A 23,650-nucleotide genomic window follows, 5' to 3' on the forward strand; every position below is an offset into this window, starting at 1 on the left:
AGACCAGGATGAACGATGTAGTGCTTTATGATTACTGGCGGTCATCAGCCAGTTACAGGCTGCGGATCGCGCTCAATCTGGCGGGGATTGCCTTTCGTTCGGTTGTAATCGACCTGACCAAGGGCGAACAGCGTAGCCCCGAACATCTGGCCCGCAATCCGCAAGGCTTTGTCCCGGTTCTCGAAATCGATGGTCTAAAGCTCACGCAGTCCCTGTCCATCCTGGACTATCTTGACCAAACACGGGGCCTGAACCTGCTGCCTAAAGACCCTGCCCAACGCGCCAAGGCACAGGCTCTGGCGCACTCGATTGCGGTCGACATCCATCCCGTCTGCAACCTGCAGGTTGCAAAACACGCCACAATGCTGAGCGGTGGCGCCGAGGGCATGCCCGGCGACTGGATGCGCCATTTCATCCGCCCCGGGTTGGTCGCATTCGATACACTCTTGTCCGAATACTCTCAGGCTCCCTATTGCACTGGCTCTGCACCCGGTCTGGCTGATATCTGCATGATGCCCCAGATCTACAACGCCCGCCGTTGGGATGTTGAGATTTCGGATCTGCCGCGCCTGCTGGCGGTCGAAGCCGCCTGCGCGGATCACCCGGCCTTTGCCGCAGCTCACCCCGACGAAAATGCACCCACAGCGAACTAAAGAGCGTTGAATTCACGCCTCGGCGCGGGTTTCCCGAGACCGATAAACGAACCCGATATTGCCGATCTGCCTTTGCAGGTCTGCAACCGCCAGACCAAGCGCGATCCCCCCAGCAATCGCCAGCGCGTCGACCCACGGCGTGTCTCCATCAATACCGGCAAGGGGAAGAAGGAGTTCGGGAACGTAGCGGTGGAGCAGATAGATGGGGAACGCCGCTTGCGCCAACCGCATGATCGGGCGAACCAAACCCTTTGGCGCAGGAATGCGCGGTACAAATACCAACAGGGCGGCAAGGGCCAGAAGGCTCAAGTATTTGATCCAGCCTCCGTACCAGTTGCCACCCAGATACGCGGCCAGCGGCATGATCAGACAAGCAGCCACCAGCAGGATCAGGCGCTGAGTCCTTGTGCGGGCTGATACGATGCACCACCCAAGCGCGAACAGGTAAAAAACCCATGGCACCGTGAATTGCGCCCGCCCATGCATCGGGAATAGCTCGGGTATCGTAACGCGCAGGCCAACGGCGATTCCCAACAACCCAAGACCGATCGCAAATCGACTTTGTCGTGCCAGCCAGTTGCGCAGCGGTGGAAACAGAAACGGAGCGGCCAGCAACAGGGTCATCTGCACATAGGCTTCGACGAACCAATAAAGGTACGGCAGCATCAGATGTGTTTCTGGTGTGGTCCACGCAAAGTTCCCGACCAGAAAGACCGATGCCCAGGGGACCTGACCCCAGACCAGTGCATAGACTGCAAGGATCAGATAATACGGAACCAGAACTGCGATCATCGGGGTCAGGAAACTGGGCAGGTCTCCTGTTTTCAAGGCATCCCAGCGATAGCTGGCAACACTCATTCCCATCAGCATCACCATCGCGGCCGCCCCGCCATAGACCGGCCATAGGGTCTGATGTGCCGTCACAACTGCAAGAATGGCCAGCGCGCGGGCCATGATCTCGGTCGGCACGTAGGGCGAACGATTGGGCCTGGTTCTCTCAAGCTCTTGGACCGGCATCTTTTCCCAGCCGTCCGGAGCGCCGCCAAGGCAGGTGTCAAGAGCCAGCGACAGTTCCACATGGCACAGGCTGTCACCCCCGAGTGAGGCAAAACTGTCGTTCCCACCCACGATCTTGGGCGCAAATGCAGCCTGGAATGCAACCAGAACTCCGCGATCCTGCGGTTCATCGCTTGCCGCTGCCTTGGCCTTTAGTTCAGGATAGTCAATCTTGCCGTTCGGTCGCCGCGGCAACGCCCTGACATGAACAACTTGAAAATGCTGACTGCCAATTCCGGCCAAGCGGGCCGCTTTGTCGGCAACTCCTGTAGACGCACCACAAACGGCAATCCGGATTGAGCTGTCATCCCCCCAAACCGCAACCTCGAACCCCAGTTCCGCCAACGCATTTTCCAACGCGTCGTGACCAATTCTCAGCCCAGCAATTTTGGAAATGCGCGACAGCCGTCCAGTAATTCGGAATACGCCATCTGCACCACAACATGCCAGGTCGCCAGTCGCCAACGCGTCCAACTCTGCCGGTTTGCCCAAGTCCAAATAATCGCGGGCATAACCCATCATCACGTTCGGACCTGTAAAAACCAGTTCCCCTTCGGTTTCCGCCTCGGAAACCTCAAGGCCGTCAACATCTCGCAAAAACATCCGACCGCCTGGAATGGCAATGCCGATGCTGTCAGGATGCGATGCTGCCAGCTTTGGCGGCAGCCAGCTGATACGCGCGGTAGCTTCGGTCTGACCATACATCACGAAAAACCGTCCGCCGCGCCGCTGCATCCTGGCGTTCCATTGTAACACTTGCGCAGGTGGCATGGCGCCACCCGCAACGGTCAGGGTCCTGACAATCGACGGAAGCGTATCTCCGAGACCGGCGCTTTCCAACAAACGGAAATGATGCGGCACGCCCGCCAGGCTAGTCGCACAGGATTGCGACAATTGCTCGGAAAACCCCACGTCCAGTATTGAACCCGGCGCAAGCCACAGACTGGCCCCGCTTGCCAGATGTGAATGCAGGACAGACAGGCCATAGGAGTAGTGCAGCGGCAGAACCAGCGCCGCACGGTCCTTCGGCCCGATTTCCAGATATTCAGCGATGGCTCTGGCATTGGCCTCGATCGCGCCAAACGACAGACGAACCCCGCGCCCATGTCCGGTGCTGCCGGACGTTTGCAACAACAATGCAAGGTCGGGATGCAGGTCGGTCAGTTGCCAATCATGCATGAAAAGGCGCCTGCGCCCACCCGTCAAGCGAAAGCTCGCCGTTGGGTGAAACCGGGTCTCAAGGTTGCGCGCTGTCTCAAGATCGCCATCAGGCAAAGGCATGACAGCATACCCCGCCGCCAATGCACCGATATAGGCCGCGATGACCTCCGCCGTTGCGGTCATCTCGATAGCGATCACGCCACGATCTGTCGGCAAACGCCGACCGAATGCCTCTGCCATGTCAGCAAGATCGGCATAGGTCGTCACCTTTTCCCCGCCCATAACCAGACATGGGTGGTCTCCAAATGCTCTCAAACTGTCGAGGTGAAAAAACATCGCGGCCTCCGTCTGAAGGCAGGGGATATTTTTCCTTATTATTTTTGTCAAGAATGAAATTCTGTTACCATGGGCCAGACAAAAAACCGCTCGGCCACTATGCCCGAGCGGTTCCAATTCACGTCATTGGAAATGATCAAAAGCCTCTAGCGTGCGGTTTCAACCTGGCGCAAGCTCGACGCTTCGGCGCGGGAAAGCTGTTCGCCTTGTTTGCGCTTCATCAAAACCTCGCGCGCCTGAGCATATTGATCGTCTTGCCAAAAGATCAGGCATCCGTTGCAGCCTCGACCGCAGCACCCTTCGGTACCGACCCGGTTGGTCTTGAACCGCCGGTCATTCGCCCCTTCGCCGATGCTGTCGACCAGTGCGTCGCGGCGGCGCTCATAAGCTTTCGGATTGTCGCGGCCCGATATTTCCAGACCTTGCGTCAGCTTGTCGAAACGCACCCTGTTCCACTGTTCGTCTGTCAGGGCACGTTCCTTGCGCAAAACCGAAAACACCGGGAAGCGGCCACGCAGTTCGTCGATGTCCTCGTGATCGAACAACGTGAACGGCAGACGGATCACGGTCTTGGTGCTTCCGTGTATCACATCCAAACGCTCGCTATCTTCGGCACGTTCAAAATCGTAGGCCCTCAACAATACCGTTTCACGCGCGATGGGCGAGACAAACTCAAGCACCTCGCCGGCCTCAAGCTTGTTCTTCACCTCAACAAGGAATGCATCATCAGTCACCTCGGTCACAACGCCTGCATATTCCCATTGGGCAAGCGAGGCGGTGTGTTCATAGCCATGCGAATAGTTTGACAGGCGCCCATCATGAAAGGCCAGCGTGTACCCCCGGTTTCCGACCGCCTCCAACTCGCGCATGTAAGGTTTGGGGTCCCAGTTCTCGGGATCGGCATAATAGTCGTCGATGGCCATGCGATAGGCCCGCGCGACGATGGCGGCATAGTATTCCGACTTGCCACGCCCTTCGACCTTTAGGCTATCTACGCCGATCTCAAGATACTCGTTGAGTTTGGGCATGATGCAAAGGTCTTTGGAGTTCAGGATATACGATCCCCGCCCATCCTCCTCGATGGGCATCAACTCGCCGGGGCGGCACCCTTCTTCCAGCAAAAACTCGAACAGATCGGCATTCTCGTCCGTGATGTTTAGATCTTGCACCGTGCCGTCCTTCATCCGCATGCGGAATGAATAGTTCCAGCGGCAGGAGTTGGCGCAGTTACCCTGGTTGGCACCGCGCTCGGCCATGAAATTCGACAACAGGCAGCGGCCTGAATAGGTCATACACATGGCCCCGTGCACAAAGGCCTCAAGCTTGATATTCGGGCATTTCTCGCGGATCTCCTTGAGTTCCGCAAAGGATACCTCACGCGCCAAAACACACAACTCGGCCCCCTGATCCTGCCAGAATTTTACCGACAGCCACGAACAGATGTTGCTTTGAGTAGAGACATGCAGCGGCAGTTCCGGCGCGCGTTCGCGCACGTATTGGAACACGCCCGGATCGGCCACGATCAGGCCGTCCGGCTTAACCTTGCGCACCGTGTCAATGTATTCATCAAGCTTGGGAATATCCTTGTTGTGCGAAAACAGGTTCAGCGTCAGATACGCCCGCCGACCATGTTCATGGCAGAATTCGACGCCCTCAATCACTTCATCCAGCGAAAACTCAGATTTCGTGCGCAGCGACAAATCCGGCGTACCCAGATATACGGCATCGGCCCCGTATAGGATCGCCATCTTCAGCTTGCGCAGGTTGCCCGCAGGCATCAGCAGTTCGGATCGGTTCTGTGACATGATCTTGGCCAGACTTTAAGAGAATGGTGCGTTCTAAGGGAGAATAGAGCCATTGTGAACCGTTTTCTTATCGTCGCCAAACGCGCCCGCACGGTTGCACACGATCTGTTTGGTGGCGATGAATTGCCAGAATTGGCTTGGGTGATAGTCTTCTCTGACCTGGTCCAGGAGAACGTTATGCCCGACATCACCGGCTATCATGCCCACGTCTATTTCGACGAGAAAACACAAGAAACCGCCCGACAAATCTGCGAAGAGGCTACGCGCCTGTTTCCGGTCAAGATGGGCCGCGTGCATTCAAAAAACGTCGGACCCCACCCGCGATGGAGTTGCCAATTGGCTTTCGGCCCCGAAGCCTTCGACCGGGTGATTCCGTGGCTGATGCTCGACCGGCAGGGTCTGACCATTTTCACACACCCGGAAACCGGCGACCATCTGGCCGATCACCGGGATCGGGCAATCTGGATGGGCGAAATGCTGGACCTGGATTTGTCGATCTTCGACGGCTTTGACGACTAAGTCAGTGCCCGCGCCTGATCCCGCAGGATGAATTTCTGTATCTTGCCGGTCGATGTCTTCGGCAATGCACCGAACACAACCGTTTTGGGTGCCTTGAAATGGGCCATGTTGTCCCGGCAGAACGCAATCAATTCCGCCTCCGTCGCTTCGCGCCCGGGTTTCAGCTCGACAAAAGCACAGGGTGTTTCTCCCCATTTTTCGTCCGGTCGCGCCACCACCGCTGCTTCCATGACCGAGGGGTGCTTGTAAAGAATACCCTCGACCTCGACCGAAGAGATATTCTCGCCCCCCGAAATGATAATGTCCTTGGACCGGTCCTTGAGCGCGATATACCCGTCAGGGTGCATCACCCCCAGATCGCCCGACGCGAACCAGCCGTCCTTGAATGCCTTATCGGTGGCATCGGGGTTCTTCAGATACCCCTTCATCACGATATTGCCCTGCATAAAGATCTCGCCCATGGTCTCGCCATCGGCCGGGACCGGTTCCATTGTCTCGGGGTCGGCCACCATCAGACCTGACAGCGCCAGATATTTGACCCCCTGCCGAACCTTGAGCGCGGCGCGTTCCTCGGCGCCTTTCTGATTCCATTCCTCTTTCCAGGCGCAGACGACAGAGGGTCCGTAAGTTTCCGTCAGGCCATAGACATGCGTGACCTCTACGCCCATCGCCTCCATCTTTTCGATCACAGCCGCAGGTGGTGGTGCACCAGCGGTCATCGCCTTGATCTGGCAATCAAAATTCTTGAGATGATCGGGCGCGTTCGCCAGCATGTTCAGCACGATGGGCGCGCCGCAGAAATGGGTGACCTTCTCTTCCCGAAAAGCGTTAAAGATCGGCTCGTCCCGCACGGCGCGCAGACAGACCGATGTTCCCGCATTCGCGGCCATAGTCCAGGGAAAACACCAGCCGTTGCAATGAAACATCGGCAGGGTCCAAAGATAGACCGAATGCTGCGGCATTCCCCAGGTGAGGATGTTGGACGTAGCATTCAGCGCAGCACCGCGATGGTGATAAACGACGCCCTTGGGGTTTCCGGTGGTTCCAGAGGTGTAATTCAGTGCAATCGCATCCCACTCGTCACCAGGCAGTCCCCACGCGAAATCCGGATTGCCCTCGGCCAGAAGCGCTTCATAGCTGAGCGTCCCCAGCTTTTCGCCACGCTCGAAACTCGGGTCTTCGATGTCGATCACCAGAAGATCGGGAAGGTCGATCTGGGAAAGAGCGTCTTTGACAACACCCGAAAACTCGGGATCGACCAACAGAACCTTGGCCTCGGCGTGCTCCAGAATGAAGGCGACGATGGGGGCATCCAGCCGCGTGTTGATCGCGTTCAAAACAGCACCAGCCATAGGCACCCCGAAATGCGCCTCGTACATCTCGGGAATGTTGGCGGCGATGATCGATACCGTATCGCCCTGCCCGATCCCATGGACCGAAAGCGCACTGGCCAGACGTCGGCAACGGGCATAGGTTTCGGCCCATGTATAACGCCGATCACCGTACACGACGGACGGATAGTCGGGATATACCGCCGCAGTGCGTTCCAGATAGCTGAGTGGTGACAAGGCCGTGTAGTTGGCCCGGTTCTGGTCCAGATGGCGCTCATAGATATTTGGCAAAGTCATCACCCGTTTCCTCCCTGATCTTCGAACCGAAGTTTGAGCACAAAGCACAGCATCTGACAAACCTGTAATAATACCCATGCGTCGACGGTCTGGAGATAAGTGATCAAACGAACTGGCCCTATATAATTGCGCCCTTTCGCGGTGATCTGGTTTATGGAAAACAATCTGCTCTGGCGGGCTGTGCCCCGTAGACCGAGCACCGCTTCATCTTGAAAGGACATGTCATGGACGGCACGTTCAACGAAAACGATCTCTCCCGTGTGGTCGAAGCCGACCGCGCTCATATCTGGCATCATCTGATCCAGCATAAACCATTTGAAACCAATGACCCGCGTATCATTGTCGAAGGCAAGGGCATGCGCGTCTGGGATCAGAAGGGTAAGGAACACCTTGACGCCGTTTCCGGCGGTGTGTGGACCGTCAACGTCGGCTATGGCCGCGAATCGATCTGCAAGGCGGTCTATGACCAGCTGATGAAACTGTGTTATTTCGCCAATTCCGCCGGTTCGATCCCCGGTGCGATCTTTGCCGAAAAACTGATCGACAAGATGCCGGGCATGAGCCGGGTCTATTACACCAACTCCGGCTCCGAGGCGAACGAGAAGGCCTTCAAGATGGTTCGCCAAATCGCGCACAAGCGCTATGGCGGCAAAAAGACCAAGATCCTTTATCGCGATCGCGACTATCACGGCTCGACCCTTGCCACCATGTCAGCGGGTGGCCAGGACGAACGCAACGCACAATACGGCCCGTTCGCGCCCGATTTCGTACGCGTTCCGCACTGCATGGAATATCGCAAGCACGAACTGGGTAAAGAGGAGTTGTCCGGCGAAGCATTCGGCCGTGCAGCGGCAGATGCGATCGAAGAGGTGATCCTGCGCGAAGGCCCCGATACCGTCGGCGCGCTGTGCCTTGAGCCGGTGACGGCGGGCGGCGGCGTGATCGAAGCGCCCACCGGATACTGGGAACGGGTGCAGGAAATCTGCAAGAAATACGACGTGCTGTTGCATATTGACGAGGTCGTCTGCGGCGTTGGCCGCACCGGTACCTGGTTCGGTTACCAGCAATATGGAATCAAGCCGGATTTCGTGACCATGGCCAAGGGTGTTGCCTCGGGCTATGCCGCGATCGCCTGTATGGTGACCACCGAAGAGGTGTTCAACATGTTCAAGGAAGACGCCAGCGATCCGATGGGCTACTTCCGCGACATCTCGACTTTTGGTGGCTGCACCGCCGGTCCCGCCGCGGCGATCGAGAATATGCGCATCATCGAGGACGAGAACCTGCTGGGCAACTGCACCGAAATGGGCGCCCGGATGATGGGCAACCTGCAGGCACTGATGGAGAAGCACAAGGTTGTCGGTGATGTGCGCGGCAAGGGCCTGTTCCTGGGTGCCGAACTGGTCGCCGACCGTTCGACCAAGGAACCGGTGGACGAGAAACTGGCGCAGGCAGTAGTTGCAGACTGCATGTCGCAGGGCGTGATCATCGGTGTGACCAACCGGTCGCTGCCGGGCCGCAACAACACCCTGTGTTTCTCGCCCGCGCTGATTGCGACGCCGGATGACATCGATCAGATCACCGATGCCGTTGACGGCGCTCTGGGCCGCGTTTTCGGCTGACAAAACTCGATCACCTGCCCTTCTCTCCCCGATTTGGGGCAGGTGTCCTCCCGAACCGGCGCGCCCACCGCGCCGGTTCATTCATTCCGAGAAGCTGTAACCAGCGGAAACCTCGTTCGCTTTCTCAACCAACCATCTCTATCCGCCAGACAATCGTTACCCAGGCCAGATCCTAAAGCTCCAAAATCGTGCTGCCTGTGGTCTGCCGCGCCTCTAGCGCCCGGTGTGCATCCGCCACCTGCTCAAGCGGGAAGCGCTGATCTATGCGGATCTTGACCTCACCACCGGTGACCTTGCCGAACAGGCGCCGCGCCATCGCCTGACAGACGCTGTGATCGGCAATATGGGTGAACAGCGTTGGGCGGGTGATTTTTAGCGAGCCCTTTTGCCCCAGAACCGCCAGATTGAAAGGCGGCACGGGCCCCGAGGCATTGCCGAACGAAATCATCATGCCCAAAGGTTTGAGGCAATCCAGCGACCCTTCGAAAGTATCCGCGCCCACAGAGTCCATGACGGCATCAACCCCCTGACCTCCGGTCAATTCCCGAACCCTTTCGGCAAAATTCTCAGTCCGGTAATTGATGCAATGCGCGGCACCGTGAAAACGGGCAAGTTTGCACTTCTCTTCCGACCCGGCGGTTCCGATCAGGGTGATCCCCTCTGACTTGGCCCACTGGCAGGCGATCAAACCGACTCCGCCTGCCGCCGCATGAAACAACACCGTATCCCCGCGTTTCAACGGCGTGGTGCGATGAAAAAGGTACTCGACCGTCATCCCCTTGAGCATCATAGCCGCCGCTTCATCGAAGCCAACCTCATCCGGCAGCGGGCAGACCTGTGCGGCCGGCATCACCCGCGCGTTGCAATAGGCTCCGGGCGGGGTCGCCGCATAGGCAGCGCGCTGACCCGGCGCAAGATGAGTTACGCCTTCTCCTACAGCTTCAATCACGCCCGAGGCCTCCATCCCCAAAGCGTGCGGCAACGCCAATGGATATAGGCCAGAGCGCTGGTAGACATCGATAAAGTTCAACCCACAGGCGCGGTGGCGAATGCGGATCTCACCCGGACCAGGCTCGCCGACGGCGCGATCCTCGATCCGCAGGGCATCCGGTCCACCTGTTTGATGAATGACCACGGTGCGCGCTGTATCGTTCATGACTGTCTCCTCTGTCTCTTGTTCAGGCTAACATACCCTGCACATTGAACAATCCTCTGATCGCAAAGAGGTGATCCGCGTTTTAGGCCTGGCCGTGTTATAATGCTTGTAGGCGCTGCCGGTCGGTCCGGCCAATAGCGTCATGTCAGCCGGATCATTCCGAGGCGCATCTCCGCCAAGGAAAGGGATGATCATGGCAAAAACAATCGGAAATCCGATCAGCTGGGCCGCCCGCAATCTCGGCGCCACCAGCGATCACCTGACTGACAGCATCGGTCAGATCGGCAGTACAGATGTCGAGCATCCGCCGATGGTGCAGACACTGACGATGCAAGATCTCAAGGCGTCTCTTCGCGCAGGTCGCGAAGACTTTCTGGCGACGCGCGCAGATGCCATTTTCATAGCAATCATCTATCCGCTTGCCGGGATCGTGCTATTCGGCCTCGGGCTGCAAAAGAATATGGTCCCGCTTCTGGCACCTCTGGTCGCCGGTTTCGCGATCCTGGGTCCGGTTGCCGCCGTGGGCCTTTATGAAATCAGCCGCCGCAGGGAAATGGGCAAGGAAGTGCACTGGCTGGACGCCTTTGGCGTATTCCGCTCTCCCTCTTTCGGGGCCATCCTCGCTCTCGGATTTTATCTGACGATGCTGTTTCTTGTATGGCTGATGACCGCGCAAAGCATCTATGCGCACACTCTTGGCCCGGAAACGCCGGCCTCTTTGTCGTCCTTTGTCCGCGACACCCTGACGACGGGCGCAGGCTGGGCGATGATCGTCATCGGAACCGCCGTCGGCTTTTGCTTTGCGTTGATTGCGCTGGCCATCAGTGTTGTCAGCTTCCCGCTGTTGCTTGACCGCAAGGTAGGTGTGCCGGTGGCGGTGGTCACCTCGGTTCGTGTCTTGCGCCACAATCCGGTGGTCATCCTGACCTGGGGTTTCATCGTCGCGGCGTTGCTGGTGCTTGGATCGATCCCACTGCTGCTGGGATTGATTTTTGTCATGCCGCTTCTGGGCCACGCGACTTGGCACCTCTATCGCCGCGCCATCGCCTGAGCCTTGGTCGCAGCGCGCACCGGCCCTTGGCCGGTGCGTTCCGCCTGTCGGGCTATCCCGCGACTTTCAAAACGATCTTGCCGATATGGCCCGAGCTTTCCATACGCGCGTGTGCCTTGGCCGCATCGGCCAGATCAAACTCGCTGTCCATCACCGGCGCCACCTTGCCCGTATCCAACAGCGGCCAGACCGCCTCACGCAGGTCTTGTGCGATCTGCGCCTTGGCGAGATCGCTTTGCGGGCGCAGGGTGCTGCCGGTCAGTGTCAGGCGCTTGACCATCATCAGGGCAAAGTTCAATTCGACCACCGGCCCTTGCAGAAAGGCGATTTGTACAAGTCGCCCATCCTCGGCCAGTGCCTTGACGTTGCGCGGGATATAGTCCTCGCCCACCATGTCGAGGATCAGATTCGCTCCACCTTCGCCGCGCATCACTTTGACGAAATCCTCGGTCTTGTAGTTGATCGCCCGTTCGGCACCGAGGTTCACACAAGCATCACATTTTTCGTCCGATCCGGCAGTGGCAAAGACCCGTGCACCGAAAGCGTTGGCCAATTGGATCGCGGTTGTTCCGATCCCGCTCGATCCTCCATGAACCAGAAACCGTTCGCCCGCTTTCAACCCACCGCGGGTGAATACATTCGACCAGACGGTGAAGAATGTTTCGGGCAGGCAGGCGGCCTCTTTCATATTCATTCCCGCTGGCACCGGCAGGCAGTGCGCGGCGGGTGTGGCCACGTATTCGGCATAGCCCCCGCCTGGCAATAGTGCGCAAACCTTGTCGCCAACCGACACCCCTTCGACACCGGTGCCGACGGCGACCACCTCGCCCGAGGCTTCCAGACCGGGCAGGTCCGAGGCCCCCGGCGGCGGATCATAGGCCCCTGCGCGTTGCAGGGCGTCGGGGCGGTTGACGCCTGCATAGGCCACTTTCAGAACCACCTGTCCGTTTGCCGGTTCGGGCATCGGGCGTTCGGTCAATTGCAGAACGTCCGGCCCACCGGGGGTGGTGATTTCGACGGCGCGCATTGTTTGGGTCATCGGCATATCTCCTTTGGCACTTGCCTAGCAGGCGGCAACCGCACCGCATAGCCGCAAGCGACCGTTCTGTGTCTATTTCCGGGGGGACAGCGAACCGGGCAAATCCGGGTCGGATTTCGAAGGCGCGCGCACCTGTCCCGCCAACCAGTTTGGCACCGCGAGAAATGGTTTGAGCAACGGGTTCTTGTTGACCTGGGCCTTGACCTTTTCGAACTGCATGACATCGCCGATGCGGCGGTCAAGAAATTCCCACGTTGCCTGATGACCGGGCGAGTCGTCGCCCAGCCAGAACAGCACGGTCGAGGAATAAACCCCCGAAAGCGTCATGCGCTTGGTGTACCAGTTCACATCCTCGGACGTGTCCCCAAGCGCGGTCCAGATCAGATCGCAAGTCCCCCAGATCGCCTTGGCCCCATCGGCGGCATGGGTGGGCAGAGAGAACAGCGTCACGCCGCGACGCACCGCTTCCTTGTCGACGACCGCCTCCAGCCGAAAGCGCACTGCAGCGGCGATTTTCTCTCGAAATTTCAGATCACTAAGGTCCTCGACCTCAAGCCGCTGCAGCATCTCGGCGTCGCCGCGCGCATGGTACGCCAAGGCGAGGTCCACCGCGCCGCGCGGGCAGATTGCGCGCGCCAGACCTTCATCGATTTCAGTATCAGCGATGGCGGCGCGAAAGGTGGCTTCGGACCAGCCGTCAAAGGGAACGTGCGACAGGGCCGCGTCCAGCAGTTGCTCTTTTGCGTCTTCATATGCCGTGGTCATCGCCGCCTCCTTATCTTGGGCCCAGTACTAGACAAGTTCTTTGCGCTTTGCTATACGGCCACCTCCTGCAAATTTCATTGCAACTCTATCTAGAAAGGTGGTGACAACCACATGCAGGTTAGTGTTCGCGACAACAATGTCGATCAGGCGCTTCGTGCCCTGAAGAAAAAGCTGCAGCGCGAAGGCGTTTTCCGTGAAATGAAGCTCAAGCAACATTTCGAGAAGCCGTCCGAGAAAAAAGCGCGTGAGAAAGCTGAAGCGATCCGTCGTGCCCGTAAACTGGCGCGTAAGAAACTCCAGCGTGAAGGTCTGCTGTAAGCAAACCGCCTCCGGCTTTGGATGACACTATTTGACGACCCCCGCGGCCCCGCCCCGGGGGTTTGTCGTTTTTGTACCGGTTTTCACACCCCCATTGTACGAAATGTACAAAAGAAAACCGGGTGGTTTCACCGCTGTCGCATCACACCCAACCCACGGCGGCGCACCACGCGGCGGCCCTGCAAGCTTTCGCGGACGACGATCAGCAGCCCGGCCCCGACGATCAGGACCAGCCCAACCCATGTCGTCAGCCCCGGCAATGCGCCAAAGACGAGATAGCCCCACAACACGGACCAGGGCAGATAGGTGTATTCAAACGGTGTGACCACACTGGCCTCGGCCAGACGATAGGCCTGGCTGAGAGCAAAGAACCCGACGCCCGAAATACAGCCCAGCGCCAGCAGCAGACCCCAGTCGGTCGTGCTGGGTGTGGTCCATTGCCGATAGAGAAACGCAATGCTCGGATGTGGCGATGCGACGTCGACGATCGAAAAGACGATCCCCAAGAGGCCGCCCGCCGTGATAAAGAACAGGATCGAAAACAGCGTCAGCGTGCCGCCGTTGCTGCGGCTTCCGATTCGCCGGGTGCAGATGATCGAGACCGCATAAGCCACGGCAGCCAACAGCGCCAGCACGGCAGCGGGCTCGAACACGGACGCGCCGGGTTGCACGATCACCACGACGCCGATCAGCCCCAGCACGACCGCGAACCAGCGGAACAGCCCGATCCGTTCACCCAGAAAGAAGGTCGCGAAGATGGTGACGAATATCGGCGTTGAAAATGTAATGGCGGCAGTTTCGGCCATGCCAATGGCCGCAAGAGCCATGTAGTAGACCAGGTAAGAACAAAAACCCGACCCCGCGCGCAGCAGTTGCAGCGGCACCGAGCCCAGCTTCAATGGCCAGAGAGAGCCTTCGTACCAAGCAATCGCAACCACGATCGGCAAGGCAAAAAGGCCGCGCCAGAACACGATCTGGTGCACGGCGAAGTCACCGCTGAGGCTTTTGATGATCACGTCCTGAACCGGAAACAATGTCGTGGCCAGCAACAACCACGCAATCCCCTGCAAAGGATGGTTGTCAACGTGGGCAAGCCCGGTATTCGAGGGCGAAGGCGTGCTTGAGGTCATCTGAAATCCGCATGTTCCCGGATCGAGAATGACCGGTTGCCATCAGGCGTCTTGCATGTTGGCGACCGGGTGGTCGCGGACAGACCTGGTCAATAAAAAATGCTATTTTGCGATATGTTTTGCGCTGTGGCAGTCCGCAGCGCAGAGGTTTTGATCCAGCCACAAAGGCGGCCGGTTCCGGCTTTTCCCGCAATTATAGGTTGTTACGGGAAGCCCCAAACGTCAAACGCCGCAACAAATCCGTCACGGCATCGCCTCAATACCGCCACGAATCAAGGAAACAAAGGGGTGTCAAAAGGCATATTGGATCGGTAACAGGCAGTTTCGAACGACATATGCTGGCAGAGGTCGACGCGAAATACGCAACCAACGGACCGCCCCCTGACGTTGGACGCGAGCGAGACCGACCCTGCAGCACCTTGTCGACAAGATTGCAGGCAACCACCATCGAGCAGAACGTGAGTGAGTTCACGTACGCCTTTCTGGCCAAAACACCACTCGCGGGTCGGCGCGCAGACTTCGGGGCGCGCCGGCCCGGACCTTTCAATAGATCTTGGGCACGTAAAGCTCGTCCGGCAGCACCCGGCGTTCGTAATCCGGGTTGTATCTGCGATCCGGCAGCGTGACCTTTTCCTGCGGCACATCCTCGTAGGGGATCTTGGTCAGCAGGTGTTCGATGCAGTTCAGGCGCTCGCGTTTCTTGTCGTTGCCTTCGACGATATACCAGGGCGCTTCGGGGATGTTGGTGCGGAAGAACATGTCTTCCTTGGCCTTGGTATAGGATTCCCAGCGGATGCGGGATTCAAGATCCATCGGGGACAGTTTCCATTGTTTCATCGGGTCATGGATTCGCATGAGGAATCGCAACTGCTGTTCCTCGTCGGTGATCGAGAACCAGTATTTCAGCAGGATGATGCCCGAGCGAACCAGCATGCGCTCGAATTCGGGAACGTCCTGAAAGAACTGTTCCACCTGGTCTTCGGTTGCAAAACCCATCACCCGTTCGACGCCCGCGCGGTTGTACCACGAGCGGTCGAAGAACACGATTTCACCGGCGGCGGGCAGGTGCGGCACGTAGCGCTGGAAATACCACTGGCTTTGTTCGCGGCGGCTGGGGGCCGGGAGGGCCACCACGCGGGCGACGCGCGGGTTCAGGCGCTGGGTGATCCGCTTGATCACGCCGCCCTTGCCGGCGCTGTCGCGGCCTTCGAACAGGATGCAGACCTTGGCGCCGGTATGCACGACCCAGTCCTGCACCTTGATCAGTTCCGCCTGCAGACGCAGCAGGTTGCGGAAATAAGTCTGGCGGTCGAGCATCTCGGGGTGCTGATCGCGATAGATCTTGCGCACCTCCATCGACAGCATCGGTTCGTTGAATTCGATCTCGATATCTTCGTCAAAGGTGTCCTGCAGCTCCGCTTCGAGCCAGTCCTCGGGTGAAATTTCTTTTTCGTAGGTCAATCTCTGCTCCTCAATGCTCACGTCTTTCAAACACTGGACGGGTTCTGTGACCCCGGCATGTCAGCGGCCGCGTCGGCACAGGCGAGGCGCGCTGTGGGTTTGAGAGGTGTAATGTCTGGAAATTTGAATGTGGACCTCAATTCAGGCAGATACAAGCGCCTGCCCCCTTGAACGGCCGCAATCTTGCCGCCACCAAGGGCGCAAACTTGCCAAAGAGGTATCGATGCCCGTTTTTCCATCGTTTCTGCCGTTGATCTGGCCGTGGTTCATTCTGTTCGCGGCCCTCATCGCGGCGCTGAGGCAGCGCATGGGGCTGGCGCTTGTGCTGCTGGGCCTTTTTGGCGGCGTGGTGGTGGCGCTCGGTTATCTGACGTCTTTGGCGCTTGGGGTGATCGCGCTTGGGCTGGCGGGGGCGTCGCGGCTTGGGCGGCTGAGCGGGCGGGCCGGTATTGCCGGGCATGCGGCACTGATGCTGTGGTGCCTCGTCTTGGGGGCACATCTGCTGCCTGGCGTGCGGAACCTGATGGTGCTGGACGAGGTGATGTCAGGGCCCGCAAGCGCGACGTTCACCCTGTATTACAACATCGACAAGCCGATGGTGTTCTTTGCCGTTGTGCTGGCCTGCCCGGTGATCCTGCATCAGGGCAGCCCGTTTCGGCCGCGTGCGCTGATGCTTGGCCTTGCCCTGCTGCCCGCCCTGTTCCTGCTGACCCTGCTGACCGGCGCCCTGCGGTTCGAGCCGGGCCTGCCCGGCTGGTGGCTGATCTTTGCGCTGTCCAACCTGCTGCTGACCTGTCTGGGGGAAGAGGCCTTCTTTCGCGGCTACCTGCAAACCGGCCTGATCCGGTGGCTGGGGCCGGTCGCGGGGGTGGCGGCCGCCAGCGGGCTATTCGGCCTTGCGCATATCGGCGGTGGCGTGGCGCTTGCCGGTTTCGCCGCGCTTTTGGGGCTGGCCTGTGGGCTGGGCTATTGGGCGACCGGTCGGCTGTGGGTGCCGGTGGCGATGCATTTCGGGTTCAACTTTGCCCATCTCGCCCTGTTCACCTATCCCGCCCCGGTCTGATTCCGTCAGACCGGCAAAGCGGTGGTCTTGAACACGGTGCGCAGCGCGAACGAGCTTTGCATCTGCGCCACGCCGGGAAGGCGTGAGAGGTATTGCCGGTGGATGCGGGCGAAATCCTCGGTGTTCTCGGCGACGACCTTGAGGATGTAGTCTGCCGTGCCCGCCATCAGGTGGCATTCCAGAACGTCCGGAATGCGCGCCACTGCCTTTTCGAAGGCTTCAAGCACCTCTTCGGCCTGGCCTTGCAGGGTGATTTCCACGAAGACCGTGGTGGGAACCCCGAGTTTGCGGGAATCCAGCAGGGCGACGTAGTCTCGGATATACCCCTCGGCCTCGAGCCGCTGCACCCTGCGATGGCAGGCGGACGGCGACAGGTTCGCTTGTTCCGACAGTTCGGCATTGGACATGCGGCCCTTGCGCTGGAGGGCCGAGAGAAACTTTCTATCTGTTGCGTCCAAGCTCATTCACGCACATCCATTGCAGATTTATGACAAGATATCGAAGATTATCCCGAATTATCTTCAAAGCGCGAGCAGAGTTTCACAGAAATTGCAGATAAGAGTGCACATAATTTGGGCAGTTTGTGAACGGAGATCGCAAAAATGAAAATCGGTTGCCCCAAGGAAATCAAACCTCAGGAATTTCGCGTCGGCATGACGCCGAACGCAGCGCACGAAGCCATCGTGCGCGGCCATGAGGTCCTCATCGAAACCGGCGCCGGCCTGGGTGCCGGGTTTGACGATGCCGCCTATACCGCCATCGGCGCGCGGATCATCGACACCGCCGAAGAAGTGTTCGCCACCGCCGACATGATCGTCAAGGTCAAGGAGCCGCAGGCCGTCGAGCGCAAGATGCTGCGCGAAGGCCAGCTGCTGTTCACCTATCTGCACCTGGCGCCGGACCCGGACCAGACCCATGATCTGCTGGCCTCGGGCGCGACCTGCATCGCCTATGAGACCGTGACCGACCGCAATGGCGGCCTGCCGCTGCTGGCGCCGATGTCCGAGGTTGCCGGCCGTCTGGCCCCGCAGGTCGGCGCATGGACCCTGCAAAAGGCCAATGGCGGCCGCGGCGTCCTGATGGGCGGCGTTCCGGGTGTTGGTCCGGCAAAGGTCGTCGTGATCGGCGGCGGTGTTGTTGGCACCCACGCGGCCAAGATTGCCGCCGGCATGGGCGCTGATGTCACCATCCTCGACCGGTCGATCCCGCGCCTTCGTTACCTCGATGACGTTTTTGGCGGCACCTTCAAGAACCAGTATTCGACCGCGGGCGCCGTGGCCGAGCTGATCGAGACCGCAGACATGGTGATCGGCGCGGTTCTGATCCCGGGCGCTGCCGCGCCCAAGCTGATCAGCCGTGCACAGCTTTCGACGATGAAACCGGGCGCGGCCCTGGTGGACGTCGCCATCGACCAAGGCGGCTGTTTCGAGACCTCGAAAGCTACCACTCACGCCGATCCGGTCTATGAAGTTGACGGCGTCATGCACTATTGCGTGGCCAACATGCCGGGTGCGGTTGCGCGCACCTCGACCATCGCGTTGGGCAATGCCACCATGCCGTTCATGCTGTCGCTGGCCGACAAGGGCTGGAAGAAAGCCTGTGCCGACGATCCGCACCTGCTGGACGGTCTTAACGTGCACGCCGGCAAGCTGACCTATGCAGCGGTCGGCACCGCGCTGGGCCTCGACGTGGTCGACCCCAAGTCGCTGGTATAAACTTAGCCGGGGCGACATCTGCCCTGTTACGCGCCGCGCTTCATGCGCGGCGCGTTTGCTTTTGGGTTTGGGTTTGGGTTTTACGGTATCTCAATGAACCAACTGCGCCGCGCGGAATGCGCGGCGCGGGGCCCAACGGGAGGAATGGTGCGCAAGCGCCATGACGACGGGCGGGAGCGCCTGTGGCTTTTCGGAGAAACACCCGAGAAGTCTGCATCGACAATGTCACCAGAGCGCGGGGCGCGTCAGTGCATTGGCGATACCGGGTGTTCCCGAAAGGCTTTAGCCCGCTTTCTGAATTTCCACCGAATGAGGATAGGGGATCGAGATGCCCTTGGAGTCAAAGGCTTCCTTGATGGCCTTGGTCAGTTCGAACTTGACGTCCCAGTAGTCGTCCGCCGCACACCACAGCCGGGCAGTCAGATCGACCGAGCTGTCGCCGAGGCTGGTGACCTTCACCCATGGCTCGGGGTCGGCCATGATCCGGCCGTCGGCCCTGGCCACGTCCAATATGATCTCCATCGCCTTGTCGGCGCTGTCACCATAGTCGATGCCGAACACCAGATCGACGCGGCGGGTGTCATGGGCGGAGTAGTTCATGATGATCGAACCCCAGGACTGACCGTTGGGCACGATGATCTGCACATTGTCCGGGGTCACCAGTTCGGTGGTGAACAGATTGAGATCCTTCACCGTTCCCGCCGTGCCGCCGATATCGACAAACTGGCCCAGCTTGTAGGGCCGGAACACCACCAGCATGACGCCCGCGGCCAGATCGCTGAGCGTGCCCTGCAGCGCCAGACCGATGGCCAGCGAGGCGGCACCGAGGATGGCAACGATGCTTGTGGCCTCGATACCGAAAATGCCCAGGACGGCGACCAGCACCATCGCCAGGACCGCCCATTTCACCAGGCTCGCCATGAAGTTGCCCAGAGTCGGGTCGATCTGTGGTGTCGCGTTGATGCGCTTGCGGACCATGCCGCCGATGGCTCCGGCGACGATCCAGCCCAAAACCAGTACGATCAGCGCCTTGACCGCGCTCAGCAATAGCGGAGCGAACGCTCCGGCCTGTGTCATGACCTCTTCCACTGTCCTCTCCTTCTGTCATTGCGGGCGATTTCCACGCCCAATTGCGGAATTCGATGGCATATCCCAGAACCGTTTCAAGCGGTCCAGGGGTATGAATCGGCGGTTTTCCCCGTAACTCTGTCGGCTTGTCCGCTGTCCGGGGCGATCAGCGCGGCAGCTTGCCCGTCAGGACATAGCGCAGGATATCCACAACCTGACGCGGCTCTTCGGCCACGGCAAGGGCTGCGGCATCGACCTCTTTCAGCGCGTGCTGGTGATCGGGGCCGTGCAGGACGATGATCGACTTGCCCAGCGCGGCGGCATACCCGGCATCAAAGGCCGCGTTCCATTGCTTGTACTTGTCGCCGAAGCGAACCACCACGACATCGGCATCGGCGATGCCCTTGCGGGTGCGGATCGCGTTGACCATCGCCCCCTTGTGGTCGTGCCAGTACTTGTTCGGCTCGGCCCCCAGAATGGTGGTGCCGCAATCGTCGCTGGCATCGTGATCGGTCACCGGGCTGTTGAAAGTGACATCCAGTCCCTGCGCGCCGTCGATGATCTGTTCGCGCCAGTCCGTGTGAATTTCGCCCGAAAGGTAAACGTTCAAACCCATTGCAATCTCCTTTGCTCGTTGCGCGTGTATCACGGGAACGGGCCGCAGGACAAACCGGCAGCGCCGGGCTGGCAATACCCGTCACGCGCGCGCGGCAAAGAACATGTTGGTCTGGCTTTTGATCGGCAATTCCTGCACCTCGGCAAAACCGGCCTCGCGCAGCAGCGCCATCGCCTTGTCCGGCCCCATGCAGGTGCCCAGACCGGGCCCGCCCTGTGCCAGAGATTGCGTCATGCAGTGAAACAGGCTGAACCCGTAATAGACGGCGCCAAGCGGGTTTGTGTTGTCGGCCAGCCGATCCGCGGCCCGAGGCTCCATCACCATCAGCACGCCGCCGGGCGCAATGCGTTGGCGGACATTGCGCAACGTCGCTTTTGGTTCTGCCAGATCGTGCAGGCAGTCGAACATGCCGGCGAAGTCAAAGACCGGCTCTGGTGCGATATCAGCGATCACGCCCTGCACGAATTGCACATTGTCCGCGCCCGCTTGCAGCGCCGCCGCCTGAGCCTGCGAAATCGAGGGGCCGTCGGGGTCGAACCCGGTGATCCGCGCCTCGGGATAGGCTGCGGCCAGCGCCAGCGAGACCTTGCCGACACCGCAGCCGATATCCAGTGCGCGGCCACCGGCCGCGAGGCGTTCGTCAATTTCGGGCAGTTGTTTCATCCAATAGCTGGCCAGCCGGTGCTGATAGGCGCCGCCGTTCATCAGGTCGAGCGCATCGATCCAGTCCTGATCATAGGCGTCGAAATTCACGCCGCCGCCGTCGCGAAAGGCCCGCGTGACCGCCGGGGCCTGTGACAACAGCGATGGACCTGCCAGAAACAACCCGCCCATGAAGTGATCGGTTCCTTCGGAGGCCAGCAGAAAACCGTGTTCGGGCGGCATCGAAAAGGTCCCGGCCTGTTCATCATGCTCCAGCCATCCTGCAGCTGTCATGCCGTGCAGCCATTCCTTGACATAGCGGGCGGTCAGGCCGGTCCGGTCTGCCAACTCTGCTGCGGTGACCGGTTCGCCATCCTTCATTGCCTCGAACAGGCCCGACTTGAGGCCGAGATAGCCCATTCCGATTGCCATCGTCCCGGCCATGTCGCGATAGACGTGCGCGGCGAATGTTCCGATACGTTCCTTGTCCATGATGCATCCCCCCATGGCCAGAGGGTCAGACGCCTCCGGCGTGACGGGACCATCGTATCAGGTTTCGGCAAAATCTGAAAACCCGGGTCAAACCTTTCTGGCGACAATGAAGCGCCGGGCGTCCTTGGCGGGAAAGCTGTCGCGCTCGACGATTTCGAACCCTGCACGTTCGATCGCCGAATCCAGCTGCGCCTCGGACATGAAGCGAACGAAGGGGGCGCGGCCCACAAGCTGCATCAGCGGCAAAATCAGCCGCATCACCCGGTATTTCAGACTGCTCCCCGTTGACGGGGCGCAAAAGGTCTTGGAGATGAGCAGCCCGCCGGTTTTCGTCACCTCGCGCGCCTCGTGCAGGGTGGCGTCCAGATCTTCGACCAGATGCAACAGGTTGAACGCCATCACCACGTCAAAAGGGCCCTCGGGCGGTTGTCCGGCCTCGGCCTGCACAAACCGCACATTGGCCTGATGTTGCTCTGCCGCCTTGCGGGTGCCAACGGCCAGCATGCCTGGCGAGACATCAGTTGCGGTGATCCCGGCCACCTGCGGGGCCAGCCGCAATGCAGTGGTGCCGGTGCCGCATCCCAGTTCGAGAACCTGATCGGACGGTTTCAGATAGGATGCCGTCCGTGTCAGGGTACGCTCATAAGAGTCCATGTCCCGGATCGGCGTGCGGGCATATTTCTCGGCAATCCCATCCCAGAATTTTTCAGCTGCGATCATGACCAATCTCCTTTGCGGCAAAAATAGTCATGCAGATATGAAATAGAAATTGCCGAAATTTGCAGGGCGCTTATACATTTATGCATGGATAAACGTGGCGAGTTCGACTGGAACCACATACGCGCCTTTCTGGAAACGGCGCAGTCCGGGTCCTTGTCGGCGGCCGCGCGGCGGCTTGGGCAGTCACAGCCGACTCTCGGCCGACAGGTATCCGCTCTGGAGGCCGATCTGGGGGTGATGCTGTTCGAACGGGTCGGCCGGTCGCTGGAACTGACACAGGCCGGACTGGAGCTTCTGGATCACACAAGAGCGATGGGAGAGGCGGCCAACCGGATCGCACTGGCGGCCTCGGGGCAGGCGCAATCGGTCGAAGGGCGGGTCCGGATCACCGCAAGCGATATCCTGTCGGCCTATGACCTGCCCGAAGTGTTGCGGGATATCCGCGAACAGGCACCATTGCTGGAAATCGAGGTTATCGCCGCCAACGACATCCGCGACCTGATGCGCCGCGAGGCGGATATCGCCATTCGCCACATCCGGCCTGATCAGCCCGACCTGATCGCACGACTTGTTGGCGAGGCGAATGCGCGGCTTTATGCGGCCTCGTCCTATCTGGATCAGGTGGGCCGCCCCGCAACCAAGGCCGAGCTGTCCGGCATGGAATTCGTCGGTTTCGGCGATACCGACCGGATGATCGAGTACATGGCCCCGCTGGGCATCGACCTGCAGGGTCAGAACTTTCGCCTGAAGACGCAGAACGGCATTGTTGCCTGGGAATATGTGCGCAACGGGTTTGGCGTCATGGCGATGTCGGAAAGTGTGGCAGCGAAGTTCCCCGAGGTGGAACCGGTTCTGCCCGACATGGCCCCCATCCGTTTTCCGGTCTGGCTGACCACGCACCGCGAGCTGCGCACCAGTCGCCGGATCCGGCTGGTTTTCGATTTGCTGGCGGACTTTCTTGCGACAAAGAACGCCCCTCCCCTTACGTAAAAAGCCAACTCACCAGTGCACGGATTTTCCGAATTTGCGACTTGCCCATCCGGGCGCGGTTGTGGAACAGCCGCGCGACAGGTGAAGGGTATCGCACAGGAAAATTCTACCGAGGCAAGAAAACTTATGTTTTTCGGGGAATTGCGAGTATCATGCCAAAACTTCCCCTGTGGAAGTGTGGCAAACAGGAGGGAACAGTGTCACAAAAAATCGTCCTTGGATACGACGACAGCGCAAGCGCCAAGTCGGCTCTTGATTTCGCGGTCGACCTTTCCAAGGCGCGTGGATGCGAGCTTGTCGTCGCCCACGTGCTGGAATGGTCACCCTACTCGTTTCTGACACCGGAAGAGATCGAAGAGCGTCACAAGCGCCGGTCTCAGGAGCTCAAGCGGGCCGAAGATGCGCTGCTCGAACCTGTCCGCAAAAGCTTGCAGGACAGCGGCGTGGTTGTGTCGACCGTCCTCAAATACGGACAGGTCGCGGAAACGCTGTGCGATATCATCAACGAAACCGGTGCGACACAGCTTGTGATTGGCCGAACGGGGCATTCATCCCTGTCATCCCGGCTTTTCGGCTCTGTCGCGGGAAGTCTGGCGCAGGCGGCGCCGGTCCCGGTCACTATTGTTCCGTAAGCGCGAGAAAAG

22 protein-coding genes are annotated in these 23,650 nt (G+C 59.6%); 9 read left to right on the forward strand and 13 right to left on the reverse strand.

Translation table 11 applies throughout. The features are described 5' to 3' along the window. The first annotated feature begins 8 nt into the window (after nt 1-8). Nucleotides 9-653 carry a maleylacetoacetate isomerase gene (maiA, locus tag ACR0LZ_RS15260; protein WP_480750699.1) on the forward strand — a complete coding sequence of 215 codons (645 nt, stop codon included), beginning with the start codon at nt 9-11 and terminating at the stop codon, nt 651-653. A gap of 12 nt (nt 654-665) precedes the next feature. On the opposite strand, the gene ACR0LZ_RS15265 is transcribed toward maiA, so the two are convergent. Both ACR0LZ_RS15265 and ACR0LZ_RS15270 read right to left on the reverse strand, forming a co-directional pair. Then, nucleotides 666-3,206 (reverse strand): AMP-binding protein, encoded by a 2,541-nt coding sequence (locus tag ACR0LZ_RS15265; RefSeq protein ID WP_480750700.1) that lies wholly within the window; start codon nt 3,204-3,206, stop codon nt 666-668. Nucleotides 3,207-3,352: 146 nt separating this feature from the next. Continuing rightward, nucleotides 3,353-5,011 carry a U32 family peptidase gene (locus ACR0LZ_RS15270; protein WP_480750701.1) on the reverse strand — a complete coding sequence of 553 codons (1,659 nt, stop codon included), beginning with the start codon at nt 5,009-5,011 and terminating at the stop codon, nt 3,353-3,355. Between the two features lie 177 nt (nt 5,012-5,188). Here ACR0LZ_RS15270 and ACR0LZ_RS15275 point away from each other — a divergent pair, with 177 nt between their 5' ends. Beyond that, complete coding sequence (locus ACR0LZ_RS15275) at nt 5,189-5,530, forward strand: DOPA 4,5-dioxygenase family protein (RefSeq protein ID WP_480750702.1); 342 nt, start codon at nt 5,189-5,191, stop codon at nt 5,528-5,530. On the opposite strand, the gene ACR0LZ_RS15280 is transcribed toward ACR0LZ_RS15275, so the two are convergent. Further along, nucleotides 5,527-7,158: an acyl-CoA synthetase gene (locus ACR0LZ_RS15280; RefSeq protein ID WP_480750703.1), complete on the reverse strand. Its 1,632-nt coding sequence runs from the start codon at nt 7,156-7,158 to the stop codon at nt 5,527-5,529. The two genes, ACR0LZ_RS15275 and ACR0LZ_RS15280, sit on opposite strands and share 4 nt — an antisense overlap. 224 nt (nt 7,159-7,382) lie before the next feature. Here ACR0LZ_RS15280 and ACR0LZ_RS15285 point away from each other — a divergent pair, with 224 nt between their 5' ends. After that, on the forward strand, nt 7,383-8,780 hold the full coding sequence (locus tag ACR0LZ_RS15285) for an aminotransferase family protein (RefSeq protein ID WP_480750704.1): 1,398 nt from the start codon (nt 7,383-7,385) through the stop codon (nt 8,778-8,780). A 172-nt stretch (nt 8,781-8,952) separates the two neighbouring features. Here the strand turns inward: ACR0LZ_RS15285 and ACR0LZ_RS15290 are convergent, their stop codons facing one another. Next, a complete protein-coding gene (locus tag ACR0LZ_RS15290) occupies nt 8,953-9,936 on the reverse strand; it encodes a quinone oxidoreductase family protein (RefSeq protein WP_480750705.1) in 984 nt (327 codons plus the stop codon). 193 nt (nt 9,937-10,129) lie between these two features. On the opposite strand from ACR0LZ_RS15290, the gene ACR0LZ_RS15295 reads away from it, so the two are divergent. After that, complete coding sequence (locus ACR0LZ_RS15295) at nt 10,130-10,987, forward strand: DUF2189 domain-containing protein (RefSeq protein ID WP_480750706.1); 858 nt, start codon at nt 10,130-10,132, stop codon at nt 10,985-10,987. A gap of 52 nt (nt 10,988-11,039) precedes the next feature. Here ACR0LZ_RS15295 and ACR0LZ_RS15300 read toward each other — a convergent pair whose 3' ends face one another. Beyond that, nucleotides 11,040-12,026, reverse strand: a complete 987-nt coding sequence (locus ACR0LZ_RS15300) for an NAD(P)H-quinone oxidoreductase (protein ID WP_480750707.1) — start codon at nt 12,024-12,026, stop codon at nt 11,040-11,042. A gap of 72 nt (nt 12,027-12,098) precedes the next feature. Beyond that, nucleotides 12,099-12,791: a COQ9 family protein gene (locus tag ACR0LZ_RS15305; RefSeq protein ID WP_480750708.1), complete on the reverse strand. Its 693-nt coding sequence runs from the start codon at nt 12,789-12,791 to the stop codon at nt 12,099-12,101. A 111-nt stretch (nt 12,792-12,902) separates the two neighbouring features. Between ACR0LZ_RS15305 and rpsU the strand changes: the two genes are divergently transcribed. Further along, nucleotides 12,903-13,109: a 30S ribosomal protein S21 gene (gene rpsU / locus ACR0LZ_RS15310; protein WP_024088814.1), complete on the forward strand. Its 207-nt coding sequence runs from the start codon at nt 12,903-12,905 to the stop codon at nt 13,107-13,109. Between the two features lie 128 nt (nt 13,110-13,237). Here the strand turns inward: rpsU and ACR0LZ_RS15315 are convergent, their stop codons facing one another. After that, a complete protein-coding gene (locus tag ACR0LZ_RS15315) occupies nt 13,238-14,239 on the reverse strand; it encodes a DMT family transporter (RefSeq protein ID WP_480750709.1) in 1,002 nt (333 codons plus the stop codon). 543 nt (nt 14,240-14,782) lie between these two features. Next, the gene (gene ppk2, locus ACR0LZ_RS15320) at nt 14,783-15,700 is read right to left on the reverse strand and encodes a polyphosphate kinase 2 (RefSeq protein WP_480750710.1); all 918 of its coding nucleotides are present in this window, start codon (nt 15,698-15,700) and stop codon (nt 14,783-14,785) included. A 223-nt stretch (nt 15,701-15,923) separates the two neighbouring features. On the opposite strand from ppk2, the gene ACR0LZ_RS15325 reads away from it, so the two are divergent. Beyond that, nucleotides 15,924-16,763, forward strand: a complete 840-nt coding sequence (locus ACR0LZ_RS15325; protein ID WP_480750711.1) for a CPBP family intramembrane glutamic endopeptidase — start codon at nt 15,924-15,926, stop codon at nt 16,761-16,763. A gap of 5 nt (nt 16,764-16,768) precedes the next feature. Here ACR0LZ_RS15325 and ACR0LZ_RS15330 read toward each other — a convergent pair whose 3' ends face one another. Continuing rightward, complete coding sequence (locus tag ACR0LZ_RS15330) at nt 16,769-17,227, reverse strand: Lrp/AsnC family transcriptional regulator (protein WP_480750712.1); 459 nt, start codon at nt 17,225-17,227, stop codon at nt 16,769-16,771. A 138-nt stretch (nt 17,228-17,365) separates the two neighbouring features. On the opposite strand from ACR0LZ_RS15330, the gene ald reads away from it, so the two are divergent. After that, a complete protein-coding gene (gene ald / locus ACR0LZ_RS15335; RefSeq protein WP_480750713.1) occupies nt 17,366-18,478 on the forward strand; it encodes an alanine dehydrogenase in 1,113 nt (370 codons plus the stop codon). 282 nt (nt 18,479-18,760) lie between these two features. On the opposite strand, the gene ACR0LZ_RS15340 is transcribed toward ald, so the two are convergent. The 4 genes from ACR0LZ_RS15340 to ACR0LZ_RS15355 form a co-directional block, all read right to left on the reverse strand. Continuing rightward, entirely contained in the window at nt 18,761-19,555 is a 795-nt protein-coding gene (locus ACR0LZ_RS15340; RefSeq protein WP_480750748.1) for a mechanosensitive ion channel family protein, read from the reverse strand. Between the two features lie 157 nt (nt 19,556-19,712). Next, a complete protein-coding gene (locus ACR0LZ_RS15345; RefSeq protein ID WP_480750714.1) occupies nt 19,713-20,162 on the reverse strand; it encodes a YtoQ family protein in 450 nt (149 codons plus the stop codon). Between the two features lie 81 nt (nt 20,163-20,243). Continuing rightward, complete coding sequence (locus ACR0LZ_RS15350; RefSeq protein WP_480750715.1) at nt 20,244-21,296, reverse strand: class I SAM-dependent methyltransferase; 1,053 nt, start codon at nt 21,294-21,296, stop codon at nt 20,244-20,246. An 87-nt stretch (nt 21,297-21,383) separates the two neighbouring features. Continuing rightward, nucleotides 21,384-22,016: a class I SAM-dependent methyltransferase gene (locus tag ACR0LZ_RS15355; protein WP_480750716.1), complete on the reverse strand. Its 633-nt coding sequence runs from the start codon at nt 22,014-22,016 to the stop codon at nt 21,384-21,386. Nucleotides 22,017-22,100: 84 nt separating this feature from the next. On the opposite strand from ACR0LZ_RS15355, the gene ACR0LZ_RS15360 reads away from it, so the two are divergent. Both ACR0LZ_RS15360 and ACR0LZ_RS15365 read left to right on the forward strand, forming a co-directional pair. Then, entirely contained in the window at nt 22,101-23,006 is a 906-nt protein-coding gene (locus tag ACR0LZ_RS15360; RefSeq protein WP_480750717.1) for a LysR family transcriptional regulator, read from the forward strand. A 197-nt stretch (nt 23,007-23,203) separates the two neighbouring features. Continuing rightward, the gene (locus tag ACR0LZ_RS15365) at nt 23,204-23,638 is read left to right on the forward strand and encodes a universal stress protein (RefSeq protein WP_480750718.1); all 435 of its coding nucleotides are present in this window, start codon (nt 23,204-23,206) and stop codon (nt 23,636-23,638) included. The last annotated feature ends 12 nt before the right edge of the window (nt 23,639-23,650 follow it).

This window comes from Ruegeria sp. CI1, assembly GCF_056536925.1.

Excerpts from the sequence above, each read along its gene's own strand:
- maiA (WP_480750699.1), top strand. The coding sequence starts at position 9 with ATGAACGATGTAGTGCTTTATGATTACTGGCGGTCATCAGCCAGTTAC.
- ACR0LZ_RS15265 (WP_480750700.1), bottom strand. The coding sequence starts at position 3,206 with ATGTTTTTTCACCTCGACAGTTTGAGAGCATTTGGAGACCACCCATGT.
- ACR0LZ_RS15270 (WP_480750701.1), bottom strand. The coding sequence starts at position 5,011 with ATGTCACAGAACCGATCCGAACTGCTGATGCCTGCGGGCAACCTGCGC.
- ACR0LZ_RS15275 (WP_480750702.1), top strand. The coding sequence starts at position 5,189 with ATGCCCGACATCACCGGCTATCATGCCCACGTCTATTTCGACGAGAAA.
- ACR0LZ_RS15280 (WP_480750703.1), bottom strand. The coding sequence starts at position 7,158 with ATGACTTTGCCAAATATCTATGAGCGCCATCTGGACCAGAACCGGGCC.
- ACR0LZ_RS15285 (WP_480750704.1), top strand. The coding sequence starts at position 7,383 with ATGGACGGCACGTTCAACGAAAACGATCTCTCCCGTGTGGTCGAAGCC.
- ACR0LZ_RS15290 (WP_480750705.1), bottom strand. The coding sequence starts at position 9,936 with ATGAACGATACAGCGCGCACCGTGGTCATTCATCAAACAGGTGGACCG.
- ACR0LZ_RS15295 (WP_480750706.1), top strand. The coding sequence starts at position 10,130 with ATGGCAAAAACAATCGGAAATCCGATCAGCTGGGCCGCCCGCAATCTC.
- ACR0LZ_RS15300 (WP_480750707.1), bottom strand. The coding sequence starts at position 12,026 with ATGACCCAAACAATGCGCGCCGTCGAAATCACCACCCCCGGTGGGCCG.
- ACR0LZ_RS15305 (WP_480750708.1), bottom strand. The coding sequence starts at position 12,791 with ATGACCACGGCATATGAAGACGCAAAAGAGCAACTGCTGGACGCGGCC.
- rpsU (WP_024088814.1), top strand. The coding sequence starts at position 12,903 with ATGCAGGTTAGTGTTCGCGACAACAATGTCGATCAGGCGCTTCGTGCC.
- ACR0LZ_RS15315 (WP_480750709.1), bottom strand. The coding sequence starts at position 14,239 with ATGACCTCAAGCACGCCTTCGCCCTCGAATACCGGGCTTGCCCACGTT.
- ACR0LZ_RS15325 (WP_480750711.1), top strand. The coding sequence starts at position 15,924 with ATGCCCGTTTTTCCATCGTTTCTGCCGTTGATCTGGCCGTGGTTCATT.
- ACR0LZ_RS15330 (WP_480750712.1), bottom strand. The coding sequence starts at position 17,227 with ATGAGCTTGGACGCAACAGATAGAAAGTTTCTCTCGGCCCTCCAGCGC.
- ald (WP_480750713.1), top strand. The coding sequence starts at position 17,366 with ATGAAAATCGGTTGCCCCAAGGAAATCAAACCTCAGGAATTTCGCGTC.
- ACR0LZ_RS15340 (WP_480750748.1), bottom strand. The coding sequence starts at position 19,555 with ATGACACAGGCCGGAGCGTTCGCTCCGCTATTGCTGAGCGCGGTCAAG.
- ACR0LZ_RS15345 (WP_480750714.1), bottom strand. The coding sequence starts at position 20,162 with ATGGGTTTGAACGTTTACCTTTCGGGCGAAATTCACACGGACTGGCGC.
- ACR0LZ_RS15350 (WP_480750715.1), bottom strand. The coding sequence starts at position 21,296 with ATGGACAAGGAACGTATCGGAACATTCGCCGCGCACGTCTATCGCGAC.
- ACR0LZ_RS15355 (WP_480750716.1), bottom strand. The coding sequence starts at position 22,016 with ATGATCGCAGCTGAAAAATTCTGGGATGGGATTGCCGAGAAATATGCC.
- ACR0LZ_RS15360 (WP_480750717.1), top strand. The coding sequence starts at position 22,101 with ATGGATAAACGTGGCGAGTTCGACTGGAACCACATACGCGCCTTTCTG.